Source organism: Halococcus saccharolyticus DSM 5350 (assembly GCF_000336915.1).
In the GTDB taxonomy this organism is placed as follows: Archaea; Halobacteriota; Halobacteria; order Halobacteriales; family Halococcaceae; genus Halococcus; species Halococcus saccharolyticus.
Map to the genome: position 1 here is coordinate 73,921 of NZ_AOMD01000021.1, position 13,427 is coordinate 87,347.

Sequence of the window (13,427 nt, forward strand, 5' to 3'; positions counted from 1 at the left end):
CGGGCTGGGTAACCTGACGAGGACACGACGACGCGGTCCGCCTGTTCAGAGCGTATCCAACACTGAGAGCACGCGCTCCTCGGCCTCCCGGTCGGGGCCGTTCTCGCGGCCGGTACGATCGCTCGCTTGGTGATTTTCGACTGTCCGTTCGAGCGCCGTCTCGATGGGTGTTGCTTCCCAGCCAAGCTCCGCGATCTTTGCGGTCGAGAGTACGTGGGGGTACGAACGGTAGAGCGGGAAGTCGCCGGGTGCGAGCTCCGCCGCAGCGAGCTCGCGCTCGTTCGCCGTCACGATCTCGACGTCGGTGTCGAGGGTGTCGGCGATCAGCTCGACCCACTCGGCAAGAACGGGCAGCCGGCGATCGCCGACGTTGTACGTCTCACCGGGTTCACCCGCTTCGGCCACCGTTCGGAGGCCGCTCGCCACGTCGGGCGCGAACACGAGATGCCAGAGGCAGTCACCGTCGCCGGGGACGATCACACGGTCGTGATTGAGGACTCGATTGATCCAGTAGTCGAACCGCTCGGTGTAGTCGTGGGGCCCGTAGACCACGGGCGGCCGGACACTCATCGCGTTCACGCCCTCGTCGGCGGCCGCAGCGACCGCACGATCGATCTCGGCCTTTCGGGGGCCGTAGCTGTCCATCGAGTCGTCGGTCGCCTGCTCGTCGGTGCAGTCGTGAAGCGTGGTCGTGTCCTCGCGTTTCGGGATCTCCTCATCGCCGTAGGCCGACCCGCTCGAAATCGCGACGTAGGCCTCACAGTCGGCGAACACCGCGGTCGCGTGGCGCACCTCGCTGGGATGGTAGGCCACGCAGTCGATCACGATGTCCGGATCGACCTCGCGGGCGGCGCGTTCGACTGCGTTCTCGTTCGTCCGGTCGCCCGCGACGTGCGCGACGGCCTCGTCGTCGGCGAACGGGTTCTCGTGGTTCCCGCGGTTGAACACGGTGACGTCGTACTCGTTGTCGAGTAGCTCCCGGACCGTGTGGCGGCCGATGAAGCGCGTACCGCCGATGATCATGGCGTGAGGCATCGACGACCCTGCGGGCGGCCGCGAGATAACAGTTGTCGGTCGCGACGACTGGTTTCACTCGGTGTGAACGACTCGTCGTGCTCGCGTTTTCGGTGGCCGGCGGCCGCCCTCGATCTACTGGTCACCGTGTGCGAAACTCACTATGTGAACCAGTATTTTGGCAATGGCCAACTTTATCTAACAGAAGTTAAATCCCTCCGGAGCTAACCACGTGTATGGACAAGCGATCCACGCAGAAGAACGACCGAAACGAGTTCAGACCATATCTTCCGGCAATGCCACAGGCCTCCGCCGAACCGACCCGAATCGAGCGGTTCCTGACGCGGCTGTTCCGCCGGCGTGGCGGTCTCCGGCGCGTCATCCGATCGAAGCGCTAACGTCGACGCCGCCATCGAGCGGCGACGAGCGTGAGATATAGATAGCTGGCCGACGCCGATCACGATATGGGCTGGCTTCGGGACAACGCGCTCGCCGTCTGGCTGGGGGTGTTGCTCGTCTCCGGAATCCTCCTGACCGTCGTGCTCGGGTACGTGGGGCTCGTGGTCACTACCGCACTCGGTGGCGGGGCGGGAGCCGTCGGTGTTCTGTCCGGACTCGCGCTCCCCTATCTCCCCATCGTGGCCGTGCTGGTGGTGGCTACCGTAATCTCGGGTCTCGGGTTCAGTTGGTCGTTGCTGCGCCGACTGTCGATCCCCCGGAGCGAGCGGCTCCAGTCGGCGGCCGAGCGGGTGGAGCGCGAGTACCCGGCGATCGACGGACTCGGCCTCTCTGAGACCGTGGCTCCGCCAGAGCCATCGACCGAGGACGCCCTCGACGATCTGAAACGCCGGTACGTCGCGGGTGAGATAGACGAGCCAACGTTCGAGCGGAAACTCGATCGGCTGGTGGCGAACGAATCGGTCGACGACGTGCGTGCCGCCCGCGAGCGCGAGGCCGTCCTCGACGAGCGCTCCAGCGAACGCTCGTCGTGAGAAATACGCTGCTTTGTGACGATCGAGTGACTGATCGACGCTGGGTGAAATCGATTACACGAATTCGTCCGATCATGAATCACGGTGCAACTGAAAAACGCAGTCCACACCCTCCCCAACCGATTCGCTCACTCCGTTCGCTCATCTCTCGCGCGCGGGAGCACCCGGCAGCGGCCGTATTCCCGATCCGTGTGTCAGTCCGCCCCGCTCTCGACGACCGGCCGTTCGCTCCCCGCGGTCGTCGCGTGGGCGGGCGGCTGTGTGCGCACGTCGGCACTCTCGCGCTCGGCGATGACCTCGGCGTAGGCGTCGGGCATTACCTTCACGATGTGCTCTAACTCCGCCTTCCAGTTGTCGAGGACGTACTCGCCGCGGTCGGAACCGGTGTACGCGACGTGGTTCTCGACCAGGCGGCGGAGCATCTCTCGGTCCTTGTCCTCTAGGTCCCGAGTGGTGCTCACCATGCCGTGGTTGACAGAGGACTCGAAGTCGCCCTCGCGGTCGAGGACGTACGCGACCCCGCCGCTCATCCCGGCAGCGAAGTTCTTGCCTGTCTCGCCGAGCACCGCGATCGCCCCGCCGGTCATGTACTCACAGCCGTGGTCGCCGACCGACTCGACGACGCCCTTCACGCCGGAGTTCCGGACCGCGAAGCGCTCGCCGGCCTTCCCGTTGACGTACACTTCGCCCTGGGTCGCGCCGTAGAGCGCGACGTTGCCGATGAGGACGTTCTTTTCGGGTTCGTAGGGGGCGCGTTCGGGCGTGTTGACGACGAGTTTCCCGCCCGAGAGACCCTTGCCGACGTAGTCGTTCGCGGTCCCGGTCAGGTTCATCGTGACGCCTGCGGCGAGGAAGGCCCCGAAGCTCTGGCCCGCGACGCCATCGAAGTCCACAGTGATAGAGTCCTCGTCGAGCCCGTCGCCGCCGTGAGCGTTCGATATCCGGTTCGAGAGGGTCGCGCCGACCGCACGATCGACGTTCGAGATCTCCCGGTCGAGGTGGACGGGTTCACCGCGCTCGATGGCCGGCTCGGCGTCGGCGATCAGATCATGATCGAGCTGGTCATCGATCTCGTGGTTCTGTTCTCTGGTCTTGGTCCGCTGCTCGTCACCACTCCTGTCTCCGTCCTCGCTCGCGTCGCCGTCGGCCCACGGCTCGGCGAGCACCGAGGAGAGGTCCAGTTTCTTGGCTTTCTCCTGGGTGACGTCGTCGCGCTGGCGGAGGTGGCTGGGCCGACCGACCATCTCCTCCACAGTACGAAAGCCGAGTTCGGCCATGATCTCGCGGAGCTCTTGGGCGATAAACGTCATGTAGTTCACGACGTGTTCGGGCTCGCCGGGGAACCGATCGCGAAGCTCCTCGCGCTGGGTCGCTACCCCGACGGGGCAGGTGTTCTCGTGGCACTGGCGGGCCATCACACAGCCCGAGGTCACGAGCGATGCGGTGCCAAAGATGTACTCCTCGGCTCCCAGCAGCGCCGCAACTGCGACGTCGCGCCCGGTCTTCATCCCGCCGTCGGCCGACACCCGGATGCGCGAGCGGAGCCTGGTCTCCCGAAGCAGCTGGTTCGCCTCGGCGAGCCCGAGTTCCCACGGCAGTCCCGCGTTCTTGATCGACGTCCGGGGGCTCGCGCCCGTCCCGCCGGAGTGGCCCGAGATGTGGACGACATCGGCGTTGGCCTTCGCCACGCCCGCCGCAATCGTGCCGATCCCCGCCTCGCTCACGAGTTTGACGTTGATGTCGGCCTCCGGATTCGCGGCCTTCAGGTCGTGGATCAGCTGCTTCAGGTCCTCGATCGAGTAGATGTCGTGCAGCGGCGGCGGCGAGATCAGTCCGACTCCAGGAGTAGCGTACCGGACGTGCGCGATCATCTCGTTGACCTTTTTGCCCGGGAGGTGGCCGCCCTCGCCCGGCTTCGATCCCTGGGCCATCTTGATCTGGAGTTCGTCGGCCGAGGAGAGATATTCGCTGGTGACGCCGAACCGGCCCGACGCTACCTGCTTGACGTTGCACTCCTTCTCGGTGCCGAACCGTTCGGGTGGCTCTCCACCCTCGCCGGTGTTCGACTTCGCTCCTAACCGATTCATCGCGATCGAGTTGGTCTCGTGCATCTCGGGCGAGAGGCTCCCGAGACTCATCGCCGCCGTCGAGAAGCGTTTCACGATCTCGTGGACCGGTTCGACTTCCTCGATCGGGATCGGTTCCCGTGAACTGTCGAATTCGAGGAGACCCCGGAGCGTCTGGAGTTCCTCGTTCTGGTCGTTCATCAGCCGGGCGAACTCCTGGTACTGCTCGTAGTCGCCCCGCCGGACGGCCTGCTGGAGCGCGCCGACGGATTGGGGATTCCATTCGTGGAAGATCCCGTCCGAGCGGTGTTCATACTCGCCCTGGCGCTCGATGTCGGGGTCGTCACCGAACGCGACCGCGTGGCGATCGTGGAGGTCCGTTTCGATCTCGTCGATCCCGATCCCCTCGGTCCGGGCGGTGGTGCCCTCGAAGTACTCCGCGACGAAATCCGAGTCCAGTCCGATGGCCTCGAAGATCTGCGCGCCCTGGTAGCTCTGCACCGTGGAAATCCCCATCTTCGACATCGTCTTCAGCAGGCCGTCTTCGAGCGCACCGACGTACGACGCGACCGCCTCCTCGCGCGCCGCGCCGTCCGCACCTGCGGTGAGGTCCGCGATGGTCCGATAGGCGAGATACGGGTTGACCGCACCAGCGCCGTAGCCCACGAGCGTGGCGAGATGATGAACCGCCCGCGGATCGCCGGACTCGACCACGAGACCGACGTGGTTGCGGAGCCCGTTGCGTACGAGATGGTGATGGACCCCGCCAGTCGCGAGCAGGCTCGGGATCGGGACTCGGTCCGCGCTCGCCGTCCGATCGGAGAGCACGAGCACGTCGTGGCCCGCCTCGGCCGCGGCGGTGGCTTCCTCACGGACGTGTTCGACCGCGGTTTCGAGGTCAGTTTCCGAATCGTAGGTGATGTCGACCGTCGCCGTGGTCAGCCCGTTCGCGCTGTCGCCGTCCATCCCCTTGATCGCCGCCGTTTCGGCGTCCGAGAGCACCGGCGAGTCACAGACGAGCTGGCGGGCGTGGGCGGGCGACTCGTCGAGGAGGTTGCGCTGGTGACCGAGTCGAGTTTCGAGCGAGGTCACGAGCTCCTCGCGGATGTAATCCAGCGGCGGGTTGGTGACCTGGGCGAACAGCTGTTTGAAGTAGGTGAACAGCGGCCGGTTGAACTGCGAGAGAACTGATAGAGGAGTGTCGTCACCCATCGACCCCACGGGATCTCTCCCTTTGGTCGCCATCGGTTCGAGCAGGTTGTCGAGCTCGTCGTGGGTGTAGCCGTAGAGTGCCTGGTGCGAACGCAGATCGCCGACCGTCTCGCGTTGTTCGCGCTTGGCGTGCTCGTGTGCCGCGTCGCCGGCGATGTCGTCGAGCTGGACCTGTTCCTCCTCGATCCATTCGGCGTACTTCGGGTCAGTGAGGTCGTCGAACACTTCCGCATCGGGCACGATCCGACCTTCCTCGGGGTCGGCCAGAAAGAGTTGACCCGGTTCGAGCCGTCCGCGCTCCTCGACCTCCGCGGGATCGAGATCGAGCGCACCAGTTTCGGACGCCATCACCAGACGGTCGTCGGTCGTGACCTCGTACCGACACGGCCGGAACCCGTTGCGATCGAGCACCGCCCCGACCCGTGTCCCGTCGGTCGCCGCTACGAGGGCGGGGCCGTCCCACGGCTCCGAGAGCGAAGCGTGGAAGTCGTAGAACGCCTCACGGTCGTCGCTCATGTCGTGCTCCTCGCCACGGAACGCCTCTGGGATCAGGAGTCGCAGCGCGTGGGGCAGGTCTCGGCCCGACTGCATGAGGAGTTCGAGTGCGTTGTCGACGCTTGCGGTGTCGGATTGGTTCTCGTCGGCGATCACGGGCTTCACGGCATCGACGTCGAATACCTCTGTACTGATATCGGTCTCACGCGCGCGCATCCAGTTGATGTTGCCCCGGATCGTGTTGATCTCGCCGTTGTGGATGATTCCCCGGTAGGGATGGGAGAGATGCCACGCGCCGAGCGTGTTGGTCGAAAAGCGTGCGTGGACGAGGACGAACGTCGACCGGAGTCGGGAATCGGTGAGATCGGGGTAGTAGCTCGCGAGCTGGTCGCCCTTCAGCAGGCCCTTGTAGACCAACGTCTGGCGATCGAGCGAACAGACGTAGAAGCGCTCGCTTCTATCGGGGTCATGCTCTGTGACGCGCTTTTCGATCGCACGCCGACCGACGTAAAGTCGATGATCGAAGGCTTTGTGGTCGATCGGTTCGTCCGTCGCTGGGACGACGAACGCCTGATAGACCGCGGGTTCGGAATCGAGCGCGGTCTGTCCGAGGTCGCCGTTGTCGGTCGGAACTTCACGCCAGTGGACTACTGAAAGGTCGTGCTCGGCGAGCGTGTCGGCGACGAGGGTTTGGAGTTCCTCGCGGGCTTGCTCGTCCTGCGGGAAGAACAGCGAGCCGACCGCATACGTCTCGGGAAGCGAGACGTCGAGTTCGTCGGCGAAGAAGTCGTGGGGAGTCTGGACCATGATCCCCGCGCCGTCACCGGTCGATTCCTCGGCCCCGGTCGTGCCGCGGTGTTCGAGGTTCGCGAGGAGTTCGAGCCCATCGGCGACGACCGAACGATCGGCCCCACCATCGAGATCCATCACTACGCCAACGCCGCAGTTCGCCCGTGCGTCCGTGGGATCGGCGAGGCCCGCGGTGGCCGCCGAACGCTCTCCGGAGGGCGGTTGATCAGTCATATGGGCCCGCTACCTCGGTGGCCAATAAGAGGTTGTCCCTGAAAGACTATATGTGTGCTTGTACCAAATAAGGTGGTTCGTATTTCACACAGAATCATAGAGATGTGTCTCAGTGGAGGGTAAACGCAGAGAAAAATTGGTAGCGTCAGTACGATTTGGCGAAATACGCCGTCTCGACTGCCGCATCGTCACAGACGACACACTCATCGTGAACGGGGTCGGTATCGCGCTCCAGCGGCACCATCACGATCTCGGCGGCGATCTCGTCTTTGATCGCGGCCTCGCAGTCCTCGTCACCACACCACCCGGTCTTCACGATCCCGCCGTGGCGACCGATGGTCCCCAACAGCTCGTCGCGGCTCTCTGCCTCGCGGACGTTCTCTTCTAAGTCCTGCTCGGCGGCGGCGTAGAGTTTGGCGTGAATCGTGTCGAGGTGGTCGCCGATTGCGTCGGCGATCCCGTCGCGGGTCTCGACCGCCGACGCGCCGTCGGGACGGTGAACGACGGTCGCTTCGTCGTTCTCGACCTCGTTCGGCCCGATCTCGATCCGGAGCGGGACACCCTTGAGCTCCCACTCGTTGAACTTGAAGCCGGGATTGCGCTCGTCGCGGTCGTCGAGCTCCACTCGAACGTCCGCCTCGTCGAGTTCGGCGGCGAGGTCGGCGGCGTACTCGAGCACTTCGTCGCGGGTATCCTCCTGCCAGATCGGCACGACGACCACCTGCTCTGGTGCGAGCGTTGGGGGGAGGCTGAGTCCCTGATCGTCGGCGTGGGTCATGATCATCCCGCCGAGCGCGCGCCATGACAGCCCCCACGAGGCGGTGTGGGCGACGTGTTCGTTCTCGTCCTCGTCGACGTAGGTCACGTCGAACGCTTCGGCGAACCCATCACCCAGGTAGTGACTGGTCGCGGACTGAAGCGCCTTGCCGTCGGGCATCAGCGACTCGATCGCCGCAGTAGTGTGCGCACCGGGGAACTTGTCGTGTTCGGGTTTTCGACCTTCGAGGACGGGGACCGCGAGCACCTCCTCGTGGACCCGGCGGTACTGGTCGAGTCGGAGCATCGTCTCCTCCCACGCGCTTGCCTCGTCGCGGTGGGCGGTGTGACCCTCTTGCCAGAGGAACTCTTTGGTTCGGAAGAACGGCTTTGTGTCGGTGGCTTCCCAGCGGACCACCGAACACCACTGGTTCAGGCGCATCGGGAGGTCGCGGTGGCTCCGGATCCACTGGCTCATGAACGGCGTGATGATCGACTCGCTCGTGGGCCGGACCGCGAGGCGCTCGTCGAGTTCGTCGTTGCCCGCCTGGGTCACCCACGCCACCTCGGGATCGAACCCTTCGACGATGTCCTTCTCGCGTTCGAGGTAGCTCTCCGGGATGAACATTGGGAAGTAGGCGTTCTGGACGCCTGTTTCCTTGAACCACCCGTCGAGATGGTCCTGAATCCGTTCCCAGAGGGCGTACCCGCGGGGGCGCGTGACGATGAACCCGCCCATCGGGGCGTAATCCGCGAGACCCGCCTTCTGGACGACTTCGGCGTACCACTCGCCGGGGCTGTGCTCCTTCGACTCGGTGATCCCGAGTTCCTGTGTCTCTGGCTCGCTCATACGTACTGCTGTTTCCGGGGTGGCTTAAACGCGGTGCGATTCGATCGAGCCGAAGAGTCTCGAGTCGGTACAGGCGACGACCGGAAGATCGCCTGACGGCCGATTGAACGTTCGACGATCTTGTGGTGTGTACGCAATCCGTTTATCGTCGTTCTCACACGTTTCGGACGATTTATCCGGTAGGTTGATCTGTGCTGGGACAAATCTATCAAGAATGGCAGAGAAAGACGCCAACGATCGACGGGAAACGACCGATCAACACCAAAACACTTCACGCCGGCGATTCCTGCAAACGGCCGGTGCGGTCGGTGTCGTGGGTGCGACCGGTCTCGCGGGCTGTAGCGGCGGCGGTGGCGGTGAGAACGGCTCGGGTGACAACGGTTCCGGTGGCGGTGAGACCGCCTCCGGCGGAGAAGACACCGAATCCGGAAGCGGCACCGAAAGCGGCGCGGGCAACGAAAGCGGAAACGAGTCCGGCGGTGGCGGGGGCGGCAGCAGCAACCTCGTCTGGGACGCTGGCGGCACCGGCGGGACGTACTTCCCGCTGTCGAACGAGGTCAAGCAAGTCGTCGAAGACAACACCGACTTCAGCCTCCAGGTTCGCTCGACAGGTGCATCGGTCGAGAACGTCGGCAGCCTCTCGGACGGCTCCGCCGACTTCGCGCTGATCCAGAACGACATCGCCTCGTTCGCGAAGAACGGCGAGGGGATCGAAGCCTTCGAGGGGAACGCCGTCGAGAGCCTGCGTGGCGTGGGCACGCTGTACCCCGAAACCATCACCGTCGTCACGCCGGGCGATAGCGACATCGCGTCGATCTCGGACCTCAGCGGCGCGACGATCAACACCGGCGACCTCGGCAGCGGGACACAGGTCGACGCACTCACGATCCTCGAAGCGGTCGGTGTCTCGGATTTCACCGAGCAGAACACCGACTTCTCGCAGGCGGCCGAGCAGATCCAGAACGGCGACATCGACGCCGCGTTCATCGTCGGCGGCTGGCCGGTCGGCGCGATCGCCGAACTCGCCGAGACGAGCTCGATCGGGATCATTCCCATCGAGGGCGAGGAACGCCAGCAAGTCAAGGAAGCCGCGAGCTTCTTCGCCGACGACGAGATCCCCGGCGGCACCTACGCGGGCGTCGACGAGGCGAAGCCGACGGTCGCAGTCCAGGCGATGATCGCCACGACCACTGAGGTCCCCGAGGCCACCGTCGAGACCGTGACCGCAGCGATCTTCGACAACGTCTCCGATCTCACGATCAAGACGGAATTCATCAGCGCCGGCTCCGCTCAGGAGGGGATGTCGATCGAACTCCACCCCGGCGCGGCAGCGTACTTCGAATCGACGGGCGGCGCTGGCAACGCTACCAACGCCTCCGGCGGCAACATGACCGAGGGCGGGATGACCACGACGGACGGAAACATGACCGGCGGCAATATGACGGACGGCAACATGACGATGGCCGAAACGACCGAATCTGACGCCGGAAACACGACCGACACCAACGCCTCGTAATCCGGTGGCGCGGCCACCGGACGAGCCGTGAAATTCACCGGCTCATCCGGCTTCGAATCGATGCGATGACCAGCATCCGAACACGATCGCTCCGAGAATGACGACCGAACGTCTTCATCGATGACACGACGGCGACGGCTCCAGCGTGGCGTCCGCGCTCTCGTCGTGTTGCTGGCGCTTATCGTCGTGATCACTGCCGTCGCCGCGGCGACGCCTGCCGGCAGCGCGCTCGTCGTCGAGGACGCGAGCAGCGGTGAACAACTGCTCGCCACCCCGGTCGACGAGGGAACGACGGTCGCGCTCAACTACACACACAGCGTCGAGAAGACGCCGGTTCACGACATCTACACCGTTCACAACGGCAGCCTCGAAATGACGAGAATGGAGTTCCAGTCGTACGGTTGGGGACTGCCCGCCCGCGAGAACGTGACACGCGAGAACGGCTGGTTCGTCTTCGACCCACCGGGCGACTACGAGGAGCTGTACGTCGAACCGGGGCGGGTCGCGGGCCACCGACTTCGGGTCGGCGACCGGACGTACGATCTCGTAGCGCTCTCGAACGCGGAGGGCGTTCGCCTTCACGTCACCGAACGCTCCGTTCTGCGGACTGCACTCGATAGAATCAACTGATGACCTCCGATCCACCGCCGACCGACGATTCCGACGTATCGACCCCCGACACGGCGACCGCCACGCCATCCACCGCTCCGGCGACCGCCGACGTACTGACTGATGGCGGCACCGCAGACGGCACGGCGACCACGGACTCCTCGCCGGAGCAGGACGCGGACGAACTCGTCGAGGAGCTCGAACGCCGGCGCTCGCTCCGCGGACCCGCCGCCATCGCCGTGCTCCTCATCGGGGTCACGTTCTCGGCGTTCCAGATGTGGCTCGCCGCGCACGGGTTCATCTTCCAGCTCTCGCTCCCGCTCGTCGGCGAGGTCAGCCTCGGCTCGCTCCAGTCGCTCCAGGTCAACAGCCTCCACGTCACGTTCGCCCTCCTGCTGACCTTCCTGCTCTTTCCGGCGACACAGGGCGACGGCGCGCTCTCACGACGGCTGTCGCGGGTCGTGCCCGCACTCGAAACCCGTCTCGGGGGGACGAACCCCGTGACGCGCGGCGCACGCGGCGTCCGCGGCGGCATTCGCTGGCTGCTACTCGACCCCGACCGCAACCGCGTGACGCCGATCGATGTCGTGTTGATGATCGTTGCAGCACTCACGTCGCTCTACATGCTCACCGAGTTCGACGAGATCAACAGCCTCCGTGCGCTCGGCCTCGACGGCGGGCGCACGACCACGGAGGTCTTCGGATTCCTCGAACTCCCCGTTCAAGTGATCTCTAGCCTCGGGATCCCGCTCGACGAAGTGTCCTATGCGTTCGTCCTCGGCGCGCTCGGCATTCTGCTCGTCCTCGAAGCCACCCGGCGAACGCTGGGTGCGTATCTCATGGGGATCGTCGGGATGTTCATCGTCTACGCCCGGTACGGCTTCCTGATCCCGCGCGACGCGCCGCTGGTCGGCGTGCTCGGCCAGATTCAACAGACCGCGTGGAGCGATGTCATTCAGAACCTTTGGTACAATACCGCGAACGGCGTCTTCGGCGTTCCGGTCCGCGTGAGCGTCCAGTTCATCTACATCTTCATCCTCTTCGGCGCGTTCCTCGAGATGAGCGGTGCGGGTCGGTGGTTCATCGACCTCGCCTACAGCGCGACCGGCCGGCGGAAGGGCGGTCCGGCGAAGGCGTCGATCCTCGCCTCCGGGTTCATGGGCACTATCTCGGGCTCCTCGATCGCGAACACCGTCACTACGGGGGCGTTCACCATCCCGCTGATGAAGCGGACGGGCTATCGCCCCGAGTTCGCCGGCGGCGTCGAGGCGTCTGCCTCCTCGGGCGGACAGATCCTCCCGCCAGTGATGGGTGCGGCGGCGTTCCTGATCGTGGAGTTCATCGGGGTTCCATTCGCCGACGTCATCGTGGCGGCGACCGTCCCTGCGCTCGTCTTCTTCTTCGGGGTCTGGGTGATGGTGCACCTCGAAGCCTCGCGAGCGGGGATCGGCGGCGTCGATGCCTCCGAACTCGTCACGCTCCGTTCGCATCTCAAGCGAGGGTGGTTCTACCTGCTTCCGATCGGGCTCTTGCTGTACTACTTGATCGGTGCACGGCTGACGGTCGCGCGCTCGGCGTGGTTCACGCTGGTCGCGATCGCCGCGCTGATCGCCCTCGTGGCGGCGTACAACGACCGGACCCGATGGCCGCTGCTCGGCACGATCGCCGGCCTCGCGGCCGTCGAGTTCGTCGCCTACCTCGTCGCCGGGACGACCGTGGTCGGTGCGCTCACCGGCTCGGGTGGGACCGGGATGGCCCCATCGGCAGCCGCCGCGGCCGTCGTAGGCGAACTCGGCTGGATCGTGCTCGCGGTGAGCTTCTTCACACTGCTCGCGCGTCCACACGCCGACGCACCGTTGCTCGACTACGACGATCAGGTCGACGAAGCGACGGAGACCGCAACCGGAGCTCTCGGCCGCCCGCAGCTCGCCGACAATCGGGCTGTCGGCTACTTCTCGTTCGTCGTGCGGTCGATGGAGGCAGGTGCACGCACCGCGACCCCGGTCGTGATCGCGGTCGCCGCCGCCGGCGTCATTCCCGGCGTGATTAGTACTACAGGACTCGGGCCGAACCTCACCACGCTAATCCTCAACGTCGCAGGCGGTTCGCTCGTCCTCCTGCTCGTGATCACTGCGATCGCCTCGATCATCCTCGGAATGGGAATGCCGACTACCGTGACGTACATCATTCTCGTCTCGCTGCTCGGAAGCGCGATCGCTTCGTTCGATATCCCGCTGCTGGCCGCCCACCTGTTCATCCTCTACTTCGGCGTGATCGCCGACATCACGCCGCCGGTGGCGGTCGCGGCGTACGCGGCCTCCGGAGTCGCGAAGTCCGACCCGTTCCAGACCGGTATCGAGGCGTTCTCGCTCTCGCTCAACAAGGTCATCGTGCCGTTCGCGTTCGTCTTGGTGCCGGGGATCGTGCTGCTCCGACGGATCCCGGGTGCAGATCCGGACGCCGATCAGGTATACCGAGTCATCGGCTTCAGCGACGTGCTCGATCTCGGGTACTTCGTTCCCGAGGTCCTCATTCCGATCGTGGGGGTGTTCCTCGGGGTTGTCGCGCTCGGGGCGACGGTCATTGGCTTCCTCTACACCGACGTGTCCTGGTTCGAGCGTGCGCTGTTTGCGCTCGCCGCGCTTCTCCTGATGGCCCCCGGACTGCTGTTCAACAGCGTCGAAAGCCTGCTCGGGCTGGTCGGGATGAACGTCGGGTTCGGGACGGTCGTGCTCGACCTCGCGCTGCGCGCCGTCGGTGGGGTGCTGTTCGCCGCGCTCGCGCTCGCCAACCGTCGTCGATCGGGGTCGGGTGCCGAGCCGTCAGAACAGACGGAGCCAGGCGCGTCGGAGGCCTGAATCGCCTCACTGACGTAACGTTCGAGCTCTTTTCGG

At 65.2% G+C, this 13,427-nt stretch carries 8 protein-coding genes; 5 read left to right on the top strand and 3 right to left on the bottom strand.

Annotated elements, in window-relative coordinates:
* Positions 1-45 precede the first annotated feature (45 nt).
* Entirely contained in the window at positions 46-1,035 is a 990-nt protein-coding gene (locus C449_RS08660) for an NAD-dependent epimerase/dehydratase family protein (RefSeq protein WP_006077615.1), read from the bottom strand.
* A 215-nt stretch (positions 1,036-1,250) separates the two neighbouring features.
* On the opposite strand from C449_RS08660, the gene C449_RS18105 reads away from it, so the two are divergent.
* A complete protein-coding gene (locus tag C449_RS18105; RefSeq protein ID WP_161606447.1) occupies positions 1,251-1,412 on the top strand; it encodes a hypothetical protein in 162 nt (53 codons plus the stop codon).
* 66 nt (positions 1,413-1,478) lie between these two features.
* The gene (locus C449_RS08665) at positions 1,479-2,006 is read left to right on the top strand and encodes an SHOCT domain-containing protein (protein ID WP_006077616.1); all 528 of its coding nucleotides are present in this window, start codon (positions 1,479-1,481) and stop codon (positions 2,004-2,006) included.
* A 194-nt stretch (positions 2,007-2,200) separates the two neighbouring features.
* On the opposite strand, the gene gltB is transcribed toward C449_RS08665, so the two are convergent.
* Both gltB and proS read right to left on the bottom strand, forming a co-directional pair.
* On the bottom strand, positions 2,201-6,802 hold the full coding sequence (gltB, locus tag C449_RS08670; protein ID WP_049913987.1) for a glutamate synthase large subunit: 4,602 nt from the start codon (positions 6,800-6,802) through the stop codon (positions 2,201-2,203).
* Positions 6,803-6,947: 145 nt separating this feature from the next.
* Positions 6,948-8,408 carry a proline--tRNA ligase gene (gene proS, locus C449_RS08675; RefSeq protein ID WP_006077618.1) on the bottom strand — a complete coding sequence of 487 codons (1,461 nt, stop codon included), beginning with the start codon at positions 8,406-8,408 and terminating at the stop codon, positions 6,948-6,950.
* A 214-nt stretch (positions 8,409-8,622) separates the two neighbouring features.
* Here proS and C449_RS08680 point away from each other — a divergent pair, with 214 nt between their 5' ends.
* From C449_RS08680 to C449_RS08690, 3 genes are all read left to right on the top strand, one after another.
* Positions 8,623-9,924: a TAXI family TRAP transporter solute-binding subunit gene (locus C449_RS08680; protein ID WP_006077619.1), complete on the top strand. Its 1,302-nt coding sequence runs from the start codon at positions 8,623-8,625 to the stop codon at positions 9,922-9,924.
* A 120-nt stretch (positions 9,925-10,044) separates the two neighbouring features.
* Positions 10,045-10,554 (top strand): DUF1850 domain-containing protein, encoded by a 510-nt coding sequence (locus tag C449_RS08685; RefSeq protein ID WP_006077620.1) that lies wholly within the window; start codon positions 10,045-10,047, stop codon positions 10,552-10,554.
* A complete protein-coding gene (locus C449_RS08690; RefSeq protein WP_006077621.1) occupies positions 10,554-13,391 on the top strand; it encodes a TRAP transporter permease in 2,838 nt (945 codons plus the stop codon). The genes C449_RS08685 and C449_RS08690 overlap by 1 nt, the downstream gene beginning before the upstream one ends.
* Positions 13,392-13,427 lie beyond the last annotated feature (36 nt).